Raw genomic sequence first — 19,820 nt, forward strand, 5'->3', positions numbered from 1 at the left:
AAATGCGGGACGACCACCGAACGCGCCGTTTAAAAGCGAGAGCACCGTACCACGGGTAATGAGCGAATCACGCGCGTTCTGTCCTCGCTGTGGCGACCCCGTCGCGGAGCGAGAGGGGTTGCGCCCGGGCGAGGCGCGCAGCGACCCCAACCTCTGTGACGCGTGTTACTTCGAGGATTTCGACCTCGTGGACGCGCCCGAGCGGATCGAAGTTCAAGTCTGTTCGCGGTGCGGTGCCGTTCACCGCGGCAACCGCTGGGTCGACGTCGACGCACGCGACTACACCGACATCGCCATCGAGGAGGTCAGCAAGTCGCTAGGCGTCCACGTCGACGCGACCGAGGTGTCCTGGCAGGTCGACCCCGAGCAGGTCGACCAGAACACGATCCGGATGCACTGCTATTTCACCGGTATCGTCCGCGATACGCCGCTGGAGGAAGACATCGTCGTCCCGGTGAAGATCTCTCGGGGGACCTGCGACCGGTGCGGCCGTATCGCCGGCGACTACTACGCGAGCATCGTCCAGATACGGGCCGCCGACCGGACGCCGACGACGGAAGAGGTCGAACGGGCGGAGGCGATCGCGAACGAGGTCGTCGCCGAGATGGAAGACACCGGCGACCGCAACGCCTTCGTCACGGATGCCAGCGAGACGGACGACGGGCTGAATCTCAAGGTCTCGACCAACAAGATCGGCCAGAAGATCGCCCGCAAAACCGTCGAGGAGTTCGGCGGCACCGTCGGCGATTACGAGACGCTCGTCACCGAAGACGAGGACGGGAACGAGGTGTACCGCGTCACTTACGCCGTCCGCCTACCGCCGTTCCGGCCCGGCGACGTCATCGACACCGCCGACGACGACGGGCCGGTCCTCGTCCGGAGCGTCCAGGGGAACCTGAAGGGGACGCGCGTCACGACGGGCGAGGCGTACGAGGCGTCGTTCGAGGACGGCGACGCGCCCGAGGCCCGGAAGCTCGGCACCGTCGAGGACGCCGAGGAGACGACGCTCGTCACCGTCGAGGACGAGAACGCCGTACAGGTGCTCGACCCGGAGACCTACCGGGCCGAGACCATCGCCCGCCCCGACTACATCGACCCGGACGCCGACACCGTTCCCGTGTTGAAGAGTCGTGCCGGCCTGCACGTCCTCCCCGAGTCCGCGACGCCCGACGATGAGTGATCTCGCCGCCGTCGTCGAGGAATCCCGCGCCGAGATCGCTATCGAGGAGCTTCGCACCGAAGGTGTGTACGACGACGCGCGGAAAGTCCGCGGGTACGGCGACGCGGCCGTTGCCCTGCCCGTGACGGAACCGCCGTCTGAGACGGCCGTGCGGGAGGTCGTTCGGCAGGTCGACCCCGAACCGCGGAGTCCGGACCTGGAGACGTTGCTCCGCGAACGCGGGTGGACGGACGAGGAGATAGCGCATGCGCCGGGGTCGTGGGCCGTCGTCGGCACCGTCGTCCTCGTGACGTTCGAGGACTGTCCCCGCGAGGGAGAGGTCGGCGAGGCGCTGCTCGAACTGCACGGACAGGCCGACACCGTTCTCGCGACCGAAGGCGTCTCCGGCGAGTTGCGCGAACCCGAAACCCGCGTCGTCGCCGGAACGGGCGACACCGAGACCGTCCACACCGAACACGGCACGCGCTACGCGCTGGATCTGGCGGAAGTGATGTTCAGTCCCGGAAACAAGGCCGAGCGCGCGCGGATGGGCGCAACCGTCGGTGAGAGCGAACGCGTCTTCGACATGTTCGCCGGCGTCGGTTACTTCACGCTCCCGATGGCCCGGGCGGGGGCAGAGGTCACCGCGACCGAGATCAACCCGACGGCGTTCCGATATCTCACAGAGAACGCCGTTCTCAACGACGTACAGGAGCGCGTCAGCCTCTACCGCTCGGACTGCCGCGACGTCGACGTGTCGGCGGAGCGCGTCGTGATGGGGTATTACGACGCGTACGAGTATCTCGACGCCGCCCTCGACGCGCTGGAACCCGGCGGCGTCGTCCACATGCACGAGGCCTGTCCCGACGAGTTGCTGTGGGAGCGACCCGTCGGACACGTACAGAGCGCGGCCGCAGAGCGCGGCCGGACCGTCCGCGTGCTGAACCGCCGGCGCGTCAAGAGCCACAGCGAGGGCGTCGCACACGTCGTGGTCGACGCGCGGGTGGAGTAGACCTATAGTAACAACTGAAACGATTTACACACCGATCGCACAGCCGTCGTGCGATCGGGTGTACAATGACTTTCAGTGGCTACTATATACTGTCGGCCGTCAGCACGGCAGTCTCACCTCCGACGAGCGCGTGCGGACGGGTGCGGCCGAAAGTACAGTTTCATGTTCGTCCGGCCGCGAGTTGGGGATATGGACCGCCAACAGATCATCTCGCTCGTACTCGTGTTCCTGATGCTCGGGTCGTCTATCGCCTACGCGGCGACTATCATCTGAGAGGGACTGTCGTAACTGGATGCCGGTAGTCGCCGACCCGGGTCGGCGACCTGCCGAATCAACTCACAGCAGTCCCTATGACGCGACGGGGTCAGTCCACGTCCCACACGTCGGAGATGGGGCTTTTCTTCTCCGAGCGCCCGCTGGATCCGCCGGAACCGCTCGACGTGTTCGTGCCGTTCGTCCGACCGCCGGACCCCGAACTTCTCCCCGTTCCGCCGTTGCCCGCGTTCGACCGGGATGACCGCCGCGCCCGTCCGCCGCCCGCCGCGTCGGGGTCGAACGCCGGGAGGTCCGGCCGCGAGATCCGGTCGACCTGTTCGCGGAACCAGTCGGGCATATCCGTCTTGGCGCGGTCGAACAGGTCGAGCAGCGACGAGTCCGCGAGGTAGGTCGCGCCGTGGTCGTCGGGCGCGCGGACGACGCGGCCGCAGCCCTGGATGACAGTCCGAAGCGCCGTTCGGTAGTACCACGCCCACTGGTCGTCTTCGAGGCGATGGGCGACCCGCGAGTCGTTCGTGTTGGGAAACGGGGCTTTGCAAAGAACCTGCCAGCGGGCCAGGTCGCCCTCCAGATCCAGCGCCTCCTCCATCTTCACGGAGAGGAACACGTCGGGGTCGTCCGTCGCCTTCCACGTTTCGAGGGCGTCGTCGCGGCCGTCGCGGTCGTGCGAGCGGACGCGGTCGGCGACGCCGAACTCGACGAGATGGTCGCGCAGTCGCTCCTGGATGGCGTAGGAATGGCAGTGGACGATACCCTTCTCGTCGTCGTGTTTCTGCATGATCCGGACCAGCGTCCTGGCGAGGTCGGGGAGCGTCTCGTCGCGTTCGGCGTAGGTCATCTTCCCCTGTGTCACGTCGTACAGCGGTCGGTTCTCGACGGGGAAGGTGTGGCCGACGTCGACCAGCGCGACGTTCGCGGGGTCGAGACCGACCTGACGGCAGAACGCGGCCTTGTTCAGGATGGTCGCCGAGAGGAGCGCGAAGCGGTTGCCGCGGTCCCAGACGGTGTGTTTGAGGTACTTCTCGGGGTTCATCGGCTTGATCGTGAGCGGGCCGCCCTCGCCGTCGCTCGCGTCACCGTCCGGGGGGTCGCTCTGGTCGACGAGCCACTCGGTCGCGCTCTGAGGGTCGCGGTAGTCGTCGACGAACCAGTTGAGTTCCGAGAGCAGTTCCTGTAAGCGGTCGCGGGTTCGCACCTCCTCCGCCGTCAGTTCGCCCTGCGCGAGCAGGTCGTCCTTGTGGCGCTCACAGATGTCGACGAGGCCGTCGGCGTACGTGACGGCGCGCTCCACGGAGTCTATTTCGGGGACTCGAAGCTCCTCCCAGATCGGGACAGAGCGGGGGTCGAGTTCGATAGTCGCGTACATCTCGGCCCACTCCGCAAGGCCGTGGGCCTCGTCGATGACGCAGACGTCGCGCTTGCGGAACACGTCGGAGCCAGCGGTCTGCATGAAGTACGCGAGCGTCATCGCGGCGATACGGCGGTTCGATGCGATGGCGCGGTCGGAGAAGTACGGACAGCGGTGTTTCACCGAACAGTCGTACCCCGTCTCCCGGACGCAGGGGGCCTGGTTGACGGGCGTGTTCTCCTCGTTCGGCAGGATGCAGGTGTAGTTTCCCTTCCCGCGGATCACGTTGAGGTCTTCGAGCAGGGGGTCGGCCGCCACGTCGTCGAGTTGCGACACCTGCGGCGTCGTGTAGTAGGCGTTGGTGGCGTCGCTCGGCGAGGCGTCCTCCCCGCGACGGGCGCAACCGGCGATAGCCCGTGCCAGGAGGGACTTGCCGCTTCCGGTCGGCGCGCGCACGAGGACGACGTCGTTCCCGTCGGCGAACGCCGTCCGGATGTCGTCGAGCGCCTGCCGCTGGTTGCCGCGGTAGGAGGGCGCGGGAAATCCGTCGTGGATCCGCTCGGGGTTCACTGTCGGTGGACGGTCGTCCGGCGTCCTAAACCTACCTATCGCGTCCGGGCAACGCCGCGACGTCCGCGGCCGCCGGATCGTCCGGGAGGTCCTCGATGCAGTCGAAACAGAGGAAATGTTCCGTCCCGTCGGCGTCGAACTCCAGGGTGACGCCGCCGGTCTGGTCCCCCTCGAACGACCAGAGGTTAGCGATGCCGCCGGCGATCTTCACGGGACGGTCGCACCCGTCGCATGGGTCCGTGGTCATGACACGTACATTGTCGGCCGTACTCACCTAAAGGGATACCCTTCGCCGGGGTGGCGGGCTTCTGCAAAGGGGCACTGCCAGCAGTACGCCACACTCCGGGTCGAAGCGGGCCCCCGGTGCGCTTTTGCGCCGAGGATTCAAACCCGGGGGCATGGAGGTCAACTGCGAAGGCTGTGCGGGATGCTGTCTGGACTGGCGCTCGCTCGCCGACGTGACCTCAACCGCGAGCGCCGCGGTCCGTACGACCCGCTGGACGACGCATACGACCTAGTCGCACTCACCCGAGACGAGGTGCGGGCCTTTCTCGACGCCGGTACGGGCGACGCCATGCGACCGCGGTGCGCCCGGATGGGAGTCACTCCGGACGGTGCTTCGCCGGCCAGATGGCCGACGAACGGGTAAGGCCGAAGGAAGAGAGCGGCGCTACTGCTCTTTGATCTGCTCGAACTGGTTCAGGAGGTCTTCTGTCGATTCGCCGGACTCGTACTCGACGGATCCGCGGTAGACAGTTCGCTCGTCGTCGAAGTCGGCGTCTACCTCGCTGTTTTTCTGCTCGCGCCGCTCGTGTTCGTCATCGTCATAGGCACCCATTGACATGGCACTCAATTACAGGATAGGAAACTGTCGTATTTCAATGTAACGGTCGTTCAGGAAAGACACTGCGCGGCGTACACGTCCGGCCGACGACAAGAGGTATACCGCCGCATCACGTATCGCCCCTCGTGGCACGTCCGCTCCGATTTCGGCGCTCTCCAGAACGCTGGACCGCGTCCCGAGTTCACGACCAACTGTTTACCGACCTCGACCAGAACCTCGGAGCGACGTCAGTCGACCCCCGCTTCAAGCCCGCCGGCGAGTGGGAGACCCGCCGGTTCGAGATGGACAACGGCGACGTCGCCCTGTTTATCTGGGACGAGGACGCGGCGTACTGGATGGGCAACACGGAGACACCGAGCGCCCTCTGGCGGACGGACAAGTACGACTGGGACGACATCCCCTATCAGGTCGCCCGCTGGGCACAGCGGGAACTGCTCGCTGACCTTTATGAGGGGTCCCCGTGGCTGGAACCGTACCCCCACATCTCGTGGTTTTTCCTCCCAGTCTTCATGTCGAAGGACGGCCGAGAGACGACCCGCAGATTCTTCCACGACCACGCCGCCGGCTTTCCCGACGCGACCCGCGACGAGGCGCTCGGGTTCTACGAGTCGTTCCTCTCGACCGGCGTTCTCGACCCCTACCGCGACGAGATGGCCGGCAAACTCGGCACCAGCGAGCAGTTCGACGTGGTCCGTATGAGCTCCGCGATGGCCGAGTTCGCCGCCGCCAAGATACTCACCGACGCGGGCTACCGGATAACGCCCGAAATAGAGGTGACGACCGGCCACTCGCTCGACTTCCGGGCGGCCCGCGGCGACCACCAGCCGCTCGTCGAGGTGACGCGACCCCGGCCGCCGACCCAGCGTGCGGCAAGTACCGCCGTCGCCGCCGTCCGCGAGACGGCCGAGACGAAAACCAACGGGCAACTCAGCCAACACGGCGGCGGTGCCGTCCTCTTTGTAGACTGCTCTAGCTTCCGCGACGACGAGTGGCAGGCGGTCAGTGGCGAGCAGCCGGAAGTCCGCCACCGTCCCGCGGTCGTCTATCGCGTCCGTCCGGACGGCCGAGTCCAAGGCTACTCCAAGGGAGCGGTTCCGCTCGATCTAGGCGGCGCTATCGAGTGGGTATAAACGACCTTTTTTCGCTTCGGGTGCGCTCTCCGCTCGCGCGGTGAAACGTTCGAGGAGGATGCCCACAGCGAGCGAAAGGCTCGCGAGGACACCCGACGAGAAAAAGGTCGTTTCAGAACGAGATCTGGTCTGGACCGTACTCGCTCCCCGGCGTGATGGGGTCGCGGTCGCTGTAGCCCTTGCGCCCGATGGCCTTACTGCTGAGGGAGGAGTAGACCGTAAGACGGGCGTCCTCGGCCGTATCGAACGTTTCGGCGTCGGCGTGGGCGAGTACCTCGGCGATAGTCTCCGTTCCGTTGGGCAGTTCGAGTTCTTTGTCGCCGTGGCGCTCGACGAACTGTTCGGACGTTGTCGGAAACTCCGTCTCATCTAGCAGTCGATCGGTGGTGCCGCGTAGCATCGTAAGCCATACTGAGTGAAAGATAATTATAAACATTGTCCATATACGACCTTCCAGTTGACGGTACTCCTTTCCTTCATAATTTGTCCTTATACACCACGCGATAGGCAGGGATTTGTCGCTGGGAACGATATCGACCGTATGGTGTACGCGGATCTTCACGTTCACACGACGCGCTCCGACGGCGAGATGTCGCTGTCGGACGTGCCGGCCGCCGCCCGCGAGGCGGGCGTCAGCGTCGCGGCCATCACGGACCACGACCGCATCCACCCGGACCTGGACGCGCCCGTCACACAGCACGAGGGCGTGACACTCATTCGGGGAATCGAACTCCGCGTCGAAACCGGCGACCAGCGCGTCGATCTGCTCGGCTACGGCGTCTCCCCGACGCCGGCCCTCGAAGACGAACTGGACCGACTCCAACGTGACCGGATCGAGCGAGGTCGTTCCATCGTCGAGAACATAGAGGACCGCATCGGCGTGGAACTGGACGTGGACATCAGCGAAGGGATCGGCCGCCCGCACATCGCTCGGGCGGTCGACGAACACCCGGACGCGGACTACGACTACGAGGACGCGTTCAGCGAACTGATCGGCAGCGACTGCGACTGCTTCGTCGCGCGAGACGTTACGCCGTTCGACCGCGGGCGTGACCTACTCTCTGCCGCCTGCGACCTCGTTTCGCTGGCGCATCCGCTACGGTATCCGAACCCGAACGAGGCGCTGGCACTCACAGAGTATCTCGACGGCGTCGAGCGGTTCTATCCGTACGGCGACGCGGTCGACGTGCGACCCGTCGAACGCGCTATCGCGGAACACGACCTCGTCGGAACCGGGGGAAGCGACGCTCACGACGACACGCTCGGCGTCGCCGGTCTTTCCGAGTCCGAGTTCCACGCGATTCGGGGTCGGTTCTCGTAGCGTAGGGTTCAAACGCACTCGCGCCCTTGCTTCGCGTATGAAGTGCCACTACTGCGACCGGGAAGCCGCCTTCGCCGCTGAATCGGACGGCATCCGGGTGGGGCTCTGCGAGGATCACTTCCGTGACCGCCTCGAAGAGCTGTCGGAATCTGACGCGTTAGAGCAGATACAGGAGAAAGTCGACGTGGACCGGGCGGAGTGAGGGTTTTATCCGAATGTTATACCGGTTCACGTCGATTGGACGTGGACCGGGCAGAGTGAGTGACCTTTTCAGGATCGGTTAGTACTACTGTCGCTACCCTGAGCGCCCGGCGTCGACGTCGATAGCGTCGACGGGGCAGACGTCAACACAGAGCATGCAGTCGATGCACTGGGCCTCGTTTGCGGGATCGGCCTTGATCTCGCTTTCGGGGTGGTCCGGCGTGTCGACCCACTCGAACACGTCCACGGGACAGTCCTCCAGACACGCCCCGTCCGCGAGACAGATGTCGAAGTCCACGGCGACGTGAGTCCCGTGAATGCCGAGTTTCTCCGGTTCCTCGACCGGGCCCCACACGTCGTGGCCCTCGTGTTCGTCGACCTTCTCGCGGTTTTCGTGGAACTGCGGGTCGATAGCCATGTACGACGTACTGGTGGCTCGTCGCCTTAAACCCACGCTTTGACTTATAAAGCTGAGCGGCAAGATCCAGGCGGCTGACGCTAAAATCGCCTGCATGCGTCCGAACGTGTTCGGACGGACGTGAGCCGGGAGTAGATAAACCCCCTCACACCGATACCTCGTCACAGTCGGACTGTGGTGGGTTTTTCCTCGTTCGTCACGACGGTTCGCACATGAAGCGACAGACTCTCGACGACATGGAGTCACGGATGGGACCGGCGGACGTGGTTCGGCCGCTGACCGACGCGCTCGGAGCGACAGACCTGGCGCTGAACTACTACGAACTCGCGCCGGACGATAGCTTCGGATACGGGTTCCACGCCCACGAGAAGCAGGAGGAGGTGTTCTACGTCCAGGAGGGAACGGTGACGTTCACGACGAGCGAGGGCGACATCGAAGTCGAGGCCGGTGAACTGGTCCGGTTCGGACCGGGCGAGTACCAGCGCGGGGTCAACCGCGGGGAAGACCGCGTCGTAGCCCTGGCACTCGGTGCGCCCCAGGACGCCGGCGAGACGGAGATACTCCGCGACTGCGCCGACTGCGGCGAACCGACGCCCCAGCGCATCGAGATGACTGACGACCGCGACGCCGTCGTCGCGCTGTGCGAGGAGTGCGACGCGGAGACCGGTCGCTTCGACTGATGGCCGACTCCGACGCGTCGCCGCCGCCCCGCCTCGTCTACGACGACGACTGCGGCTTCTGCACCTGGTGTGCAGAGTACGCCGCCGCCCGTGGGACGTTCGAACTCGTCGGATTCGCCGAACTGACGCCTGACCAGCGCGCCCGCCTGCCCGACGAGTACGAGGACTGCGCGCACCTGCTGACGCAAGACGCCGTCTACTCCTGCGGCGAGGCCATCGAGATAGCGACCGCGAAACTCGGACTCTCGTACCGCTTCGCCGTCGCGCTCTTCCGGGCCGCACCGGGAAGTGGACAAGTCAGAGAACCGCTGTACAGGTGGGTGGCCGACCGTCGGTCGCTGTGGGGAAAACTGCTCCGTCGGTGACCGGACTGGGCTACGCAGCGGTCGCGCCAGCGGCCGTTCGCGGCGGTCGCAACAGCGGTCGTCCACGCCGGGGTCCTGCCGACCCTGAGAGAGTCGACTCGCGGGCTGGAACGACCAGTCTTATCTCTCGGTTGGTCCAACGGGGTGGACATGCCAACCGAGGACGGGGCAACGGCAAAGCGATATTTCAGGAACGCGGTCGAGCGCCACTGGAGTCCGTACGAGGTCGACCTGACGGCCGACAGGGAGACCCTCACGGAGCTTAACCGGTCCGCGTTTACGCAGTTGCGCGCGACGGTCGCCATGTTCGGCGCTGGCGAGGAGAGCGTGACCGAGGACCTTGTCCCGCTGGCCGCGACCGAAACGGGGAAAGCGACCAACAGTTCGTCGCTCTCGTTCGAGCGTTAGTACCCAAGTCCGAGCGCCCAGTTGACGGCGAGTGCGACGACCACGAGCGCCAGCAGTGCGGTTAGCACGCTGAACGAGACTGCCCATCCGAAGGCGTCGGCGAAAAACCCGGTCGCAACTGATCCGAGCGATCCGACGACGCCGTAGACGGTCCGAACGAGGCCGAACCCGGCACCCTGCTCGCTCTCGGAGAGTTCGTCCATGAACCGCGGGAGGAGCGCGCCGCCCCAGCCGAGTCCGGTTCCGACGAGGATCACCGCCGCCGCCACGGCGACGAACCCGGGGACAGCGATGAGTACCGCGAAGCCGGCCGCGGCGAGCGCCATGCAGCCGGCGGTCGCTATCTCGCGGCCGTAGCGGTCCGACGCGGCCCCGACGCCGACCTGCGTGACCGCCTGCACGACGAAGTACGCCGAGAAGACGGCACCCGCCGTCGTCGTCGACTGCCCGCGGTACTCGACGAGAAACGTCGGCAGGAACGAGGACGTCGCTTGCCAGACGAACGCCCCGGCGATCGCGAGACAGACGGTAAAGGCGATCTTGGGCCGCGAGATCAGTTCGACGACCGGTTCGAGTTCGAACCGGTTTCGCATCGGTTCGTCCGGCCGGCGCGGTTCGGTCGGCCGGACGCGCCAGGCGAACAGCACGAAGATTGGAACGGCGACGACCGCTCCGATCGCTACCGCGGGCCGCCAGCCGTATCGGACGCCAACCCACGCGGCGAGCACCGGTGCCACCAGTCCCGCGGCCGGCCCGCCGGAGTTGTGAAACCCTATCGCGATTCCGATGTCGTCGTACGTTCGAGCCAAAAGCGTCGCCGCGACGCTGTAGTGCAGGCCCGCGACCGCGCCGAGCAGTACCGTCGCGACGACGAACACGGCGAACAGCGGCGCAACCGCGATGAGCAGACTCGTCACCGCTGTCCCGCTCACCGCTACGAGAATAACTGACCGCTCGCCGAACCGGTCGGCGAGTACGCCGCTCGGGAACTGCGACGCGAAGTACGCCATCCAGAGCCCCGTCATCGCGACGCCGACGACGGCGTTCGAGACGCCGAACTCGTCGGTGATCGCAGGGATGACCGGACTGATAACCAGTCGCGCGGCCATCGTCGCGAAAAACGCCAGCGTGCTCAGTACGAGGACCGTTTCCTTGTATCGCCACTCCATCGAGTCACTAACCGGTCGTCATCGGTTACGCGTGGAAATCATATCGGTCGCCCAAAGAGAGCGTCGATTCCGGCAGTCCGGGAACGAGGTTCCGAAGCGCTGGCGCGCTACTCACGGCTCCGCTGTTCGTTCAAGACGGCGTCGCCGCTCGCTACTCGTAGGCTGGAATCCCGGTGAGATCCTCGCCGAGGATCAGCGTGTGAATGTCGTGAGTGCCCTCGTAGGTGTACACCGTCTCCATGTTCGCCATGTGGCGCATGGGAGAGTAGTCCGTCGTGATGCCGTTGCCGCCGAGCATCTCGCGGGCGACCTTCGACTGCTCGCGCGCCATGTTGACGTTGTTGCGCTTGGCCATCGAGACGTGTTGCGGGCGGAGGTCACCGCGCTCCTTGAGGTCCGCGAGGCGGTGAGCCAGCAGTTGCGCAGTGGTGATCTGAGTGGCCATCTCCGCGAGTTTCTGCTGTTGGAGTTGGAACCGTCCGATGGGACCCCCGAACTGCTCGCGGTCGGTGGCGTACTGGCGAGCGGTCTCGAAGCAGTCCCGCGCCGCGCCGACGACGCCCCAGGCGATCCCGTATCGGGCCTGGGTGAGACACGACAGCGGCCCCTTCATTCCGGAGACGCCGGGGAGGACGTTCTCCTCCGGAACGACCACGTCGTTCAGACCGATCTCGCCGGTGACGGAGGCTCGCATCGACAGTTTGTCGTCGATCTTGTTCGTCGTGACGCCGTCGCGGTCGGTCTCTACGAGAAACCCGCGGACGGGGTCGTCCTCGGCCGATTTGTCCCGCGCCCAGACGACGGCCACGTCGGCGATGGGAGAGTTGGTGATCCACGTCTTCGAGCCGTTCAGGACGTACTCGCCCGCGGTGCCGCCGCCGGCGCTGTCATCGACGCGCTCGGCGCGGGTCTCCATCCCGGACGGGTTCGACCCGTGTTCCGGTTCCGTCAGCCCGAAACAGCCGACTGCCTCACCGCGGCCCAGGTCGGGGAGCCAGCGCTCTTTCTGCTCCTCGCTCCCGAAGGCGTGGATGGGGTACATCACGAGCGCGCCCTGGACGCTCGCCATCGAACGGATGCCGGAGTCGCCCGCTTCCAGTTCCTGCATGAGGAGCCCGTACGCCGTCTCGCTGACGTTCGGTGAGCCGTACCCCTCCAGGTTCGGAGCGTAAAAGCCCAGTTCGCCCATCTCCGGGATCAGCTCTTCGGGGAAGGTCCCGTCCTCGAAGTGGTCGCCGATGGTGGGATCGATGCGGTCCTCCACGAACTCCCGGGCCGTGTCCCGGATCATGCGCTCTTCCTCGCCGAGGTCCGCCTCCAGTCCTACGTAGTCAAGCATGCGTTACCCTCTCGGCCGGTTCGTAAAAAGCGCACCGCAAGTCTTGCCACTATCCCTGCCAGCGCTCCTCCAGCAGACGGGCCTCGCAGTCCTCGCACGTGACCGCCACTACCTCGTACGACCGACAGCAGGATTCGACGGTCTCCTCGCCGAGCGACACCTGTCCGTCGCAGACGGGACAGGTCTCTACGAACAGGCGGAGCCCGCTCAGCAGTCGTCCGCGACTTGCGGGAGCGAGACCGGACCACCCCGCATAGCTGTCCGCGAGCGCCCGTGCCCCTGCCGCGTCGGCCATCAGCGCGGCCTTCGACGGCCACTGGGCGAGATGCCGTCCGCCCTGCGTGAGGCGGTAGGCGTCGTCGTGCGATTCGAGCGTGCAGTCCGACTGGTCGAGGCCCAGGGCATCGAGGGCGTCTTCGGCGGTGATATCCTCGGTTCTCGCGTCGCGCCACGCGTCGCGGAACGCGTCGGTCAGACAGAGATCGTCGATGTCCTCGCAGGGTTCGACCGCGTTCGCGTCCAGAAGGGCCCGCTCGGGATTCACGTTCTCCTCCGGCGCGGTCTCCGCGGTGGTCGCCCCGGTCGCCGGTTCCGGCGCTTTGTCGAACCATCCCAACACACGGTCGGGAAGGTACCGCTTCGTGAGTCGGGGGGTCCCGGGGACGAGATAGCCGCGAAGGTAGATGGTCACCGTCGCCAGGGCAAACGCCGTGATACCCGCGGCGGTGCCCACGGTCGGCCCCACCGTGGTCGCGGCCAGCCATGCCGCGGCGGCGCTACCAGCGAGCGCGAGCGCGACGTTTACGAGAGTACACGGCGTACAGCGGTTATCGCCGGTGTACTCCGGTTGGCGAAGGGAATCGAGGGCGGACGGGGCACTCATCGGTCCCGGTTTCAGTCTCGCGAAATAAATAAGTTCAGTCGCAACGCGGTCGGTCCGGGGGGCTCAGACTGTCGGCTGTACCTTCGTAACGATACTCGGGCCTCCGGGGGTCCGATATTCTGCAAGGGAGTACAGCCGACAGTCTCAGTCTGCGGCCGACGGCTCGCCGGTTCGGAGTTCCCGCATGAACTCGAGATAGTTGTCGAACAGCGTCTTGGCCTCGCAGGCGGCCGCGTAGTTCTCCTCGTTGATGCCGTCAAGCACGGCCTGGATCCGCTGGTCCGGCAGGTCCTTCCCTTTCGTCACCGACTCGGCGGTTTCCATGTCGTACTCGGGGTGGAACTGGACGCCGAAGACGCGGTCCTTTCGGAAAGCGTGGATCGAGTAGTCGTTCTCCGCGAGGTGCTCCGCGCCCGGCGGCAGGTCGACGACGGCGTCAGAGTGGGTGGTAAACGCAGTGAACGCCTCGTCGACGCCAGCGAGCAGCGGCGACTCGCCAGTTCGCTCGACCGTCCGGTAGCCAATTTCGTACTCGCCCATGGGTTCGACGCGCCCGCCGAGCACGTCTGCGAGGAGCTGGTGTCCCCAACAGACGCCGAGGAACGGAAGGCCGCGGTCGATAGCCGTCTCGACCCACTCTTTGGTGGGGTCGATCCACTCCTCGTCCCAGTATACTGACGCCCGAGAGCCCGTGACGAGACAGCCGTCGAAATCGAACGTCTCCGGGAGCTCCTGACTGACGACGTCGAACTCCACGACATCGGCGTCGAGCTCCCGCCGGAAGTTTCGACGGTTGTGCTCGGGATCGTGTGCGGCGTTCAGCACGGCGATACGCGGTCGACTCATCAGTTGCATTCAGTACACCCGGGGAAAAGTGCGTTTCGCCTGTCCGGTACTTCTGCCGAAGTTCGTGACAGGCGGTCGCGCCGCGGCACCGCTCACAGTTCGAGGTCCGCGTGTTCCTCCAGGAAGCCCTGCAGTCGGTCGTTCACCGGCCGCGACCGCTCGACGAAAAAGAGGTGGCGACCCTCGAACGCTGCCAGTTCGCCCTTCGGCAGTTCCGCGGCGAGGCTCTCGGCCGCCGAAACGGACACTACGGGGTCGTCCTCGCCGCACATCACGAACGCGGGGCACGTGATCTCGTACAGCGGTCCGGCGTCGTAGCTCTCCAGCGCCGCGGCCTGCGCCCGCCAGGCGTCCGGTTTTGCGTCGCCGTCGCGTCGCCACTCGACGATCCCATCGACCACGTCCGGTTGGCGCTCGCGGAACCCGGGAGAGAACGCCGCGTCGAGCGACCCGCGGAGCGCCGCCTCGTCGCCGGGGTCGGCAAACAGGTTCCGTTCCGGCGCTTCGAACTCGTCGCCGCTCGCGGCGGTGCTCATGAGAGTTAGCGTTTCGGCCCGCGAGTGTCGGTGGGCGTACTCCAGCGCGACCAGCCCGCCCAGTCCAACGCCGACGAGGTGGGCGTTCCGCGCGCCGGCGTCCGACAGCACGGCCTCCAGGTCGTCGGCAAGCGTTGCGACGTCGTACGGCCCCGGCGGCGCGTCCGAGCGACCCGTCCCGCGCAAGTCCCAGACCAGCGCCTCGAACGGCCCCGATACGGCCGGCTGTTGCCACCCCCAGAGCCACGCGCCGTACCCCACGTCCCCGACGAACGCGACGGTTTCGCCGGCGATTCCCTCTCCCGATATGTCGTAGTACAGCGACGTGTCCTCGTTGCTCGCGGTCGGCATCTGTCGTGGCTACGGTCCGCCGGCATCTTAACCGCCTCGCTGTCACGCCGGTTCGACGCACGCATCAGTCGCGTCGGCCGTACCGGTTCGTCTATCGACCCATTCGATGCAGCGTCGCTCCGTCCGCCACCCGCGGCGGTCAGGAAGCAGCGAAACCGACCGTAATCACCGTCAGCACTACGCACAGAGCAACGAGGAAGTATATAAACGGGCCGTACTCGGTCGGACCCGCCTCGTCGTCCAGACGGGTCCACCGGTAGGCCGCGTACAGACAGAACAGGAGGCCAGTGAACAGTTGCCACGCCGATCCCGGCACTACCTGCACGCCGTGAGCGGTCACGTACTGCGCGACGTTCAGTACGCCCGCGTAGAAAAACAGGATGTCCGCCAGCCGTTTCGGATGCATACGTTCGCCGAACGGCGGGCGTACAATAAACCGTTCGCCATCCCGACCGGTTTTTGCCCCCGCGCTGTCACAGGGTGTGCATGAACGCGATCAAGGACTCCGTCCACGACTACGTCGACGTCGACGGCGTGGCGCAGGACCTGCTGGACGCCGAAGCGGTCCAGCGTCTGCGCTACGTCAAGCAACTCTCGACCGTTCGTCTCGTCTACCCCTCTGCTAACCACACGCGGTTCGAACACAGCCTCGGCGTCTACCACCTCGCCGGACGTGCGCTCGACCAACTCGGCGTCGACGGCTCCCGGGCCGAGGCGGTTCAGGCCGCTGCGCTCCTGCACGACGTCGGCCACGGGCCGTACGGCCACCAGACGGAGGGGATCATCAGGCGGCGACTCGGCCGTCACCACGACGACATCCACGGCCTCCTCGGCGAAGGGGAACTCGCGGCCGTCCTCGAATCGCACGGACTCGACGCCGACGTCGTGGCGGACCTGGTCGCTGGCGAGGGGGAACTCGGCCAACTCGTCTCGGGAGAACTGGACGTCGACCGCATGGACTACCTGGTGCGGGACGCTCACCACACCGGCGTGCCGTACGGCACTATCGACCACGGCCGCCTGCTCCGGTCGCTCACGCTGGTCGACGGCGACCTGGCGCTAGCCGAGGGCAACGTCGCAACCGCGGAGAGCGTACTCGTCGCTCGGGCGCTGATGAACGCGACGGTGTACCGCCACCACGTCTCGCGGATCGCCGGTGCGATGCTCGAACGGGTCTGCGAGCGGTTGCTCGACGCGACGGACCTCGCACCCGAGGAGTTCGCCCGGATGACCGACGACGAACTGATGGCGGCGCTGCGCCGGCACGACGAGACGGCCGAGGGCGCGGCCCGCCTTGCGACGCGCGACCTGTACAAGCGCGCGGTGTGGGCGGAACTCGACGCCGTCCCCGAAACGGTTGTCGGGACGGACCACGAGCGAGTGCGCGCGCTCGAAACCGAGATAGCCGAGGACGCTGGCGTCCCCGAGCGGGCGGTGATCCTGGACAGTCCGGGTCGCCCCAGTATGCCGGAGTCCTCGACGCGGGTCGTCGTCAACGGCGACGTCCGCCGCCTCCACGAGCAGTCCGCGCTCGTCCAGGGGTTACAGGCCGCCCAGCGGACGCAGTGGCGACTCGGCGTGTACGCGCCCGAGGAACTCGCAGAAACAGTCGGACGGGCCGCCGTTGCGGTACTCGACCTCGACGCGGGGGACGCGACGGTGGAAACGGCGGCCGGCGACCCGGTTCGATAACCCGGAGACGAGACGCTCTACTGGTAGCCGTCCCGCGCCGCGACGCGAGCGTTGACATCCTGCAGGAGAACGGTGAACGCCTCCGCTCGCAACTGCTCGTTCTCGTCCGACTCCCGCATGGCCGCGACCTCCTCGACGAGGTCGTCGAGGGGTTCTGCGGCGGCGTTGTCGAGCACCGCTTCGCAGACGTCCACCTCCATCTCGGGGACGAACGCACCCACGGCCGACCAGAGCGCGTCGTCGTCGTCCGCGCCGTCGATCCGGCGTCCGTCCTCGTCGCGGAGCGAACCGATCACCCTGTCGGCGAGGCGGTCGACGAGCGCGTCGTACTCGGACCCGTCCATGTCAGGCGTTCCGTACCTGTCTGAGTACGTCCGGCGCGTCGTCGAGCGCGTCGTCGAGCGCGTCGGTGTCGGGGCCGCCGCCCTGCGCGAAGTCCGGCGGTCCGCCGCCGCCGCCGCCGACCTTTCCGGCGAGTTCGCCGACCACGTCGCCGGCGTTGACGTTCACGCCCTCGGGCACCGCGACGACGAACTGCGCACCGTCGGACTCGCTTCCGAGGACGGCTATCTTCCCCTCCTCGACCAGCGCGTTCGCGGTGGCGCGGAGTTCGTCCATGTCGGCGTCGAGTCGCTGGACGACCGCCGTCGCGTCGCCGACATCGACCTCTTCGCCGCCGCCCGCGCCCCCTGCGCGCGCCGCGGCGAGTTCCTCCTTCAGTTCCTCGATGCGCTTGCCCCGTTCTTTCCACTCGCCGAAGAACCGCTCGGCGGTTTCGGGCACTTGCTGGGGGGTCACGTCGAGTATCTCGGCGGCCTCGTAGAGCGCGTCTTCGGACCGCTGAGTGCCCTCGATCGCGGCCTCGCCCGCGGCGAAGGTGATCCGCTCGACGCCGTCCTGGACGCGTTCGGTCGAGCGCACCTTGATCGCGCCGATGTCGCCCGTCCTGTTGACGTGCGTCCCGCCGCAGGCCTGCACGTCCTCGGCGACGTGGATGAGACGGATGTTCGTTCCCGGCGGGATGCCGCCCTGGTAGAGGTCGAAGCCGTGCTCCGCCTCGGCCTCGTTGCGGTGGGGCCACTCCTCGCTGACCGAAGTGTTCTCCATCACGATCTCGTTTGCGACCCGCTCTATCTCCTTTATCTCCTCGCGGGAGATGCGGTCGTAGTGGTTGAAGTCGATCCGTGAGGAGTCGACGCCTTTCTGTGCGCCCGCCTGTCGGATGTGGTCGCCGAGCACCTCGCGCGCCGAGTGGATGACGACGTGCGTCGCAGTGTGGTGACGCATCAACTGCCGGCGGCGGCCGGCGTCTATCTTGCCGCGGACGAACTCGCCTTTCCCCGGTTCTCCGTCCGTGCGGTGGAGGATCACGCCGTCGACGCGCTGAACGTCGGTCACCTCGACGGTCGCCTCGTCAGTCGAGAGTGACCCGGTGTCGGCGGGTTGACCGCCACCCTCCGGGTAGAACATGGTCTGGTCGAGGACGACGTCGTACCCGTCCTCGCGTTCGAACACATCGAGGACGACGGCCTCGAACTCGGTGCCTTCCTGGTCCTCATAGTAGAGGCGGTCGGTCTCGGGCAGGTCCTGCAGGCGCTCGTCCCCCTCGGTCTCCACTTCGAGGGCTCCGCCGGTGTCGTGGCGCTCGGCGACGAGACCGTAGAAGTCGTCGACCGTCTCCACCGACGCGCCCTTCTCGTCGGCTATCTCTTCGACCATGTCCGGCTGGATGCCGTGCGAGTCGTACAGTTCGATGAGTTCCTCGGTCGGGATGGGGTCGTCCGACTGGCTGTACTCCTCGGCGAGCTGTTCGACGCGACGGGAGCCGCGGTCTAGCGTCTCGCGGTACTTCTCGACCTCCGTTCGGACGATGTCGCGGACGGTGTCGCGGTTCTCGTACTCCAGGCGCTCGGCCTGCATGTCGACGAGTTCGTCCAGCGGCGCGTCGACGCCGACGTTGTCACAGAGCCGCTTCGTTCGTCGGAGCACCATCCGGGCGAGATAGCCCGTCCCCACGTTCGAGGGGACTATCTCGTCGCCGAGCATGTACGCGAGCGTCCGGCAGTGGTCGGCGATGGCGTAGATGTCCTCCAGCGGCACCATCAGTTCCTCTAAGTCCGCCGCGTCGATGCCTATCTCGTCGGCGATGGTGTCGCGGGCGGCCTCCATGTCCTCGGCCTCGTCGATGTCCATGTGGCCGGCGAGTTTCGCGGCGTGATGGACGACAGCCTCCTCGTGGTCGGTGAGGTCGACCCCGGCGTTGTCCTTGAGGAAGTCGATCATGTCGGGGTAGACCGCCTCGTAGACGGTCGGCGTCCCCTGGCTCACCCACGTCCACCGCTCCAGCCCGTAGCCGGTGTCGACGACGTAGGTGTCCATCTTCGAGTAGCGGTTGCCGTCTTTCATCTCGTACTCGCCGTCGGGCTCTTGCTCCATCGACATGAAGACCAGCGTGGCGAGTTCGGCCCCGCGGTAGATGACCTCGATTGCCGGCCCGGCGTTGCCGCCGCCGACCCACGGGTCTTCGATGTAGGTGATCTCCTCGACGTTCGCGCCCATCGACTCGAAGAACTCGTCGCAGTACTCGACGGTCTGGTCCTTCCAGTACACCTCGCCGTGGTAGGCGTACTTGTCGGGGTCGACGTCCTCTCGCGTGTTGAACGCGTGGTGGGCCATCATCTCGAACGCCATGGTGTGCCGGCCAGTCTTCCCGACGTTGTCGATGTCCTGCATCCGGATGCAGGGCTGGCTGATGGTGAGCGGGTTCGCCGGCGGTGGCGTCTTGCCGCTCGTGACCAGCGGCTGGAAGTCGTAGATAGACGCCTGAGTCAGAAGTACGTCGTCGCGCCAGCGGTTCGCCGCGACCGGATACGGGTCGATGCGCTCGTGGTCGTGTGCCTCGAAAAAGGAGAGAAACTCCTCGCGCATCTCCTCTAAACTGTGTTCGTCGTCGAAACCGGGATTGTCGATAAACCCGTACTCCTCGCAGGGCGGTTCGCCACAGGTCGTGCGGCTCTCGTCCCGCGTCCAGAAGTGAGCGCCACACTCCGTACACTCCTTTCGGACGAAGTCGTTCGTCTCGAAATATTCGAGACGGTACTCCGCTTCGAGCTCGCTCATGATACAGGAATGTGGCTCCGCAGCCCGTATAACAGTTCCGTAAACGCTGGATCGCCCGCCTGCGGCCCGTCGCGTGCAGCCGTATCGGCGACTGTTCCCGTTCTCGGTTGTATGTGAACGATCAACCACAACCGTTATACTGTCACTAGTTC

At 66.2% G+C, this 19,820-nt stretch carries 22 protein-coding genes and 1 pseudogene; 10 read left to right on the forward strand and 13 right to left on the reverse strand.

Annotated elements, in window-relative coordinates; genetic code table 11:
* Positions 1-58 precede the first annotated feature (58 nt).
* Together EYW42_RS17555 and EYW42_RS17560 are read left to right on the forward strand one after the other, a co-directional pair.
* Positions 59-1,180, forward strand: a complete 1,122-nt coding sequence (locus EYW42_RS17555; RefSeq protein ID WP_135536755.1) for a 60S ribosomal export protein NMD3 — start codon at positions 59-61, stop codon at positions 1,178-1,180.
* Positions 1,173-2,171, forward strand: coding sequence for a class I SAM-dependent methyltransferase (locus tag EYW42_RS17560; RefSeq protein ID WP_135536756.1), 999 nt, complete (start codon positions 1,173-1,175; stop codon positions 2,169-2,171). The genes EYW42_RS17555 and EYW42_RS17560 overlap by 8 nt, the downstream gene beginning before the upstream one ends.
* Positions 2,172-2,535: 364 nt before the next feature.
* On the opposite strand, the gene EYW42_RS17565 is transcribed toward EYW42_RS17560, so the two are convergent.
* Together EYW42_RS17565 and EYW42_RS17570 are read right to left on the reverse strand one after the other, a co-directional pair.
* Positions 2,536-4,365: a helicase C-terminal domain-containing protein gene (locus EYW42_RS17565; protein WP_135536757.1), complete on the reverse strand. Its 1,830-nt coding sequence runs from the start codon at positions 4,363-4,365 to the stop codon at positions 2,536-2,538.
* 31 nt (positions 4,366-4,396) lie between these two features.
* Positions 4,397-4,612, reverse strand: a complete 216-nt coding sequence (locus EYW42_RS17570; RefSeq protein WP_135536758.1) for a DUF7561 family protein — start codon at positions 4,610-4,612, stop codon at positions 4,397-4,399.
* 151 nt (positions 4,613-4,763) lie between these two features.
* Between EYW42_RS17570 and EYW42_RS17575 the strand changes: the two are divergent.
* Positions 4,764-4,951: pseudogene (locus EYW42_RS17575) on the forward strand (YkgJ family cysteine cluster protein); the annotation flags it as partial.
* A gap of 84 nt (positions 4,952-5,035) precedes the next feature.
* Here EYW42_RS17575 and EYW42_RS19985 read toward each other — a convergent pair.
* Positions 5,036-5,209 carry a DUF5786 family protein gene (locus tag EYW42_RS19985; RefSeq protein ID WP_237561366.1) on the reverse strand — a complete coding sequence of 58 codons (174 nt, stop codon included), beginning with the start codon at positions 5,207-5,209 and terminating at the stop codon, positions 5,036-5,038.
* 125 nt (positions 5,210-5,334) lie between these two features.
* On the opposite strand from EYW42_RS19985, the gene EYW42_RS17580 reads away from it, so the two are divergent.
* Positions 5,335-6,339, forward strand: a complete 1,005-nt coding sequence (locus EYW42_RS17580; protein WP_135536759.1) for a DUF5784 family protein — start codon at positions 5,335-5,337, stop codon at positions 6,337-6,339.
* A gap of 112 nt (positions 6,340-6,451) precedes the next feature.
* On the opposite strand, the gene EYW42_RS17585 is transcribed toward EYW42_RS17580, so the two are convergent.
* On the reverse strand, positions 6,452-6,739 hold the full coding sequence (locus EYW42_RS17585; RefSeq protein ID WP_135536760.1) for a DUF5789 family protein: 288 nt from the start codon (positions 6,737-6,739) through the stop codon (positions 6,452-6,454).
* A 141-nt stretch (positions 6,740-6,880) separates the two neighbouring features.
* On the opposite strand from EYW42_RS17585, the gene EYW42_RS17590 reads away from it, so the two are divergent.
* Both EYW42_RS17590 and EYW42_RS19990 read left to right on the forward strand, forming a co-directional pair.
* On the forward strand, positions 6,881-7,660 hold the full coding sequence (locus tag EYW42_RS17590) for a PHP domain-containing protein (RefSeq protein WP_135536761.1): 780 nt from the start codon (positions 6,881-6,883) through the stop codon (positions 7,658-7,660).
* Positions 7,661-7,697: 37 nt separating this feature from the next.
* A complete protein-coding gene (locus EYW42_RS19990; RefSeq protein ID WP_168192906.1) occupies positions 7,698-7,862 on the forward strand; it encodes a DUF6757 family protein in 165 nt (54 codons plus the stop codon).
* 93 nt (positions 7,863-7,955) lie between these two features.
* On the opposite strand, the gene EYW42_RS17595 is transcribed toward EYW42_RS19990, so the two are convergent.
* Positions 7,956-8,279: a 4Fe-4S dicluster domain-containing protein gene (locus EYW42_RS17595; RefSeq protein ID WP_135536762.1), complete on the reverse strand. Its 324-nt coding sequence runs from the start codon at positions 8,277-8,279 to the stop codon at positions 7,956-7,958.
* Positions 8,280-8,491: 212 nt separating this feature from the next.
* Between EYW42_RS17595 and EYW42_RS17600 the strand changes: the two genes are divergently transcribed.
* The 3 genes from EYW42_RS17600 (at position 8,492) to EYW42_RS17610 (ending at position 9,732) form a co-directional block, all read left to right on the forward strand.
* A complete protein-coding gene (locus EYW42_RS17600; protein ID WP_135536763.1) occupies positions 8,492-8,959 on the forward strand; it encodes a cupin domain-containing protein in 468 nt (155 codons plus the stop codon).
* The gene (locus tag EYW42_RS17605) at positions 8,959-9,324 is read left to right on the forward strand and encodes a thiol-disulfide oxidoreductase DCC family protein (protein ID WP_135536764.1); all 366 of its coding nucleotides are present in this window, start codon (positions 8,959-8,961) and stop codon (positions 9,322-9,324) included. Before EYW42_RS17600 ends, EYW42_RS17605 begins: the two co-directional genes overlap by 1 nt.
* Positions 9,325-9,474: 150 nt before the next feature.
* Positions 9,475-9,732, forward strand: a complete 258-nt coding sequence (locus tag EYW42_RS17610) for a hypothetical protein (protein WP_202613954.1) — start codon at positions 9,475-9,477, stop codon at positions 9,730-9,732.
* Here EYW42_RS17610 and EYW42_RS17615 read toward each other — a convergent pair.
* From EYW42_RS17615 to EYW42_RS17640, 6 genes are all read right to left on the reverse strand, one after another.
* Positions 9,729-10,901, reverse strand: coding sequence for an MFS transporter (locus tag EYW42_RS17615; RefSeq protein ID WP_135536765.1), 1,173 nt, complete (start codon positions 10,899-10,901; stop codon positions 9,729-9,731). The genes EYW42_RS17610 and EYW42_RS17615 overlap by 4 nt on opposite strands.
* A gap of 151 nt (positions 10,902-11,052) precedes the next feature.
* Positions 11,053-12,240 (reverse strand): acyl-CoA dehydrogenase family protein, encoded by a 1,188-nt coding sequence (locus EYW42_RS17620; protein WP_135536766.1) that lies wholly within the window; start codon positions 12,238-12,240, stop codon positions 11,053-11,055.
* A gap of 49 nt (positions 12,241-12,289) precedes the next feature.
* Entirely contained in the window at positions 12,290-13,123 is an 834-nt protein-coding gene (locus EYW42_RS17625; RefSeq protein WP_135536767.1) for a hypothetical protein, read from the reverse strand.
* 144 nt (positions 13,124-13,267) lie between these two features.
* Positions 13,268-13,969 carry a type 1 glutamine amidotransferase gene (locus EYW42_RS17630; protein ID WP_135536768.1) on the reverse strand — a complete coding sequence of 234 codons (702 nt, stop codon included), beginning with the start codon at positions 13,967-13,969 and terminating at the stop codon, positions 13,268-13,270.
* Positions 13,970-14,061: 92 nt separating this feature from the next.
* Positions 14,062-14,856, reverse strand: a complete 795-nt coding sequence (locus EYW42_RS17635; RefSeq protein ID WP_135536769.1) for an alpha/beta fold hydrolase — start codon at positions 14,854-14,856, stop codon at positions 14,062-14,064.
* A 139-nt stretch (positions 14,857-14,995) separates the two neighbouring features.
* Positions 14,996-15,262 (reverse strand): hypothetical protein, encoded by a 267-nt coding sequence (locus EYW42_RS17640; RefSeq protein ID WP_135536770.1) that lies wholly within the window; start codon positions 15,260-15,262, stop codon positions 14,996-14,998.
* Between the two features lie 80 nt (positions 15,263-15,342).
* Between EYW42_RS17640 and EYW42_RS17645 the strand changes: the two genes are divergently transcribed.
* On the forward strand, positions 15,343-16,548 hold the full coding sequence (locus EYW42_RS17645; RefSeq protein ID WP_135536771.1) for an HD domain-containing protein: 1,206 nt from the start codon (positions 15,343-15,345) through the stop codon (positions 16,546-16,548).
* Positions 16,549-16,565: 17 nt separating this feature from the next.
* On the opposite strand, the gene EYW42_RS17650 is transcribed toward EYW42_RS17645, so the two are convergent.
* Positions 16,566-16,892 (reverse strand): hypothetical protein, encoded by a 327-nt coding sequence (locus EYW42_RS17650; protein WP_135536772.1) that lies wholly within the window; start codon positions 16,890-16,892, stop codon positions 16,566-16,568.
* 1 nt (position 16,893) lies between these two features.
* On the reverse strand, positions 16,894-19,668 hold the full coding sequence (gene alaS / locus EYW42_RS17655; RefSeq protein WP_135536773.1) for an alanine--tRNA ligase: 2,775 nt from the start codon (positions 19,666-19,668) through the stop codon (positions 16,894-16,896).
* Between the last annotated feature and the right edge of the window lie 152 nt (positions 19,669-19,820).

The organism is Halostella pelagica (assembly GCF_004762015.1).
Taxonomy (GTDB): Archaea; Halobacteriota; Halobacteria; order Halobacteriales; family Natronoarchaeaceae; genus Halostella; species Halostella pelagica.

Bases quoted from the DNA above. Each gene is read 5' to 3' on its own strand.
- EYW42_RS17555 (WP_135536755.1), top strand. From the start codon at position 59: ATGAGCGAATCACGCGCGTTCTGTCCTCGCTGTGGCGACCCCGTCGCG.
- EYW42_RS17560 (WP_135536756.1), top strand. From the start codon at position 1,173: ATGAGTGATCTCGCCGCCGTCGTCGAGGAATCCCGCGCCGAGATCGCT.
- EYW42_RS17570 (WP_135536758.1), bottom strand. From the start codon at position 4,612: ATGACCACGGACCCATGCGACGGGTGCGACCGTCCCGTGAAGATCGCC.
- EYW42_RS19985 (WP_237561366.1), bottom strand. From the start codon at position 5,209: ATGTCAATGGGTGCCTATGACGATGACGAACACGAGCGGCGCGAGCAG.
- EYW42_RS17585 (WP_135536760.1), bottom strand. From the start codon at position 6,739: ATGCTACGCGGCACCACCGATCGACTGCTAGATGAGACGGAGTTTCCG.
- EYW42_RS17590 (WP_135536761.1), top strand. From the start codon at position 6,881: ATGGTGTACGCGGATCTTCACGTTCACACGACGCGCTCCGACGGCGAG.
- EYW42_RS19990 (WP_168192906.1), top strand. From the start codon at position 7,698: ATGAAGTGCCACTACTGCGACCGGGAAGCCGCCTTCGCCGCTGAATCG.
- EYW42_RS17595 (WP_135536762.1), bottom strand. From the start codon at position 8,279: ATGGCTATCGACCCGCAGTTCCACGAAAACCGCGAGAAGGTCGACGAA.
- EYW42_RS17600 (WP_135536763.1), top strand. From the start codon at position 8,492: ATGAAGCGACAGACTCTCGACGACATGGAGTCACGGATGGGACCGGCG.
- EYW42_RS17605 (WP_135536764.1), top strand. From the start codon at position 8,959: ATGGCCGACTCCGACGCGTCGCCGCCGCCCCGCCTCGTCTACGACGAC.
- EYW42_RS17610 (WP_202613954.1), top strand. From the start codon at position 9,475: ATGCCAACCGAGGACGGGGCAACGGCAAAGCGATATTTCAGGAACGCG.
- EYW42_RS17615 (WP_135536765.1), bottom strand. From the start codon at position 10,901: ATGGAGTGGCGATACAAGGAAACGGTCCTCGTACTGAGCACGCTGGCG.
- EYW42_RS17620 (WP_135536766.1), bottom strand. From the start codon at position 12,240: ATGCTTGACTACGTAGGACTGGAGGCGGACCTCGGCGAGGAAGAGCGC.
- EYW42_RS17625 (WP_135536767.1), bottom strand. From the start codon at position 13,123: ATGAGTGCCCCGTCCGCCCTCGATTCCCTTCGCCAACCGGAGTACACC.
- EYW42_RS17630 (WP_135536768.1), bottom strand. From the start codon at position 13,969: ATGAGTCGACCGCGTATCGCCGTGCTGAACGCCGCACACGATCCCGAG.
- EYW42_RS17635 (WP_135536769.1), bottom strand. From the start codon at position 14,856: ATGCCGACCGCGAGCAACGAGGACACGTCGCTGTACTACGACATATCG.
- EYW42_RS17640 (WP_135536770.1), bottom strand. From the start codon at position 15,262: ATGCATCCGAAACGGCTGGCGGACATCCTGTTTTTCTACGCGGGCGTA.
- EYW42_RS17645 (WP_135536771.1), top strand. From the start codon at position 15,343: ATGAACGCGATCAAGGACTCCGTCCACGACTACGTCGACGTCGACGGC.
- EYW42_RS17650 (WP_135536772.1), bottom strand. From the start codon at position 16,892: ATGGACGGGTCCGAGTACGACGCGCTCGTCGACCGCCTCGCCGACAGG.
- alaS (WP_135536773.1), bottom strand. From the start codon at position 19,668: ATGAGCGAGCTCGAAGCGGAGTACCGTCTCGAATATTTCGAGACGAAC.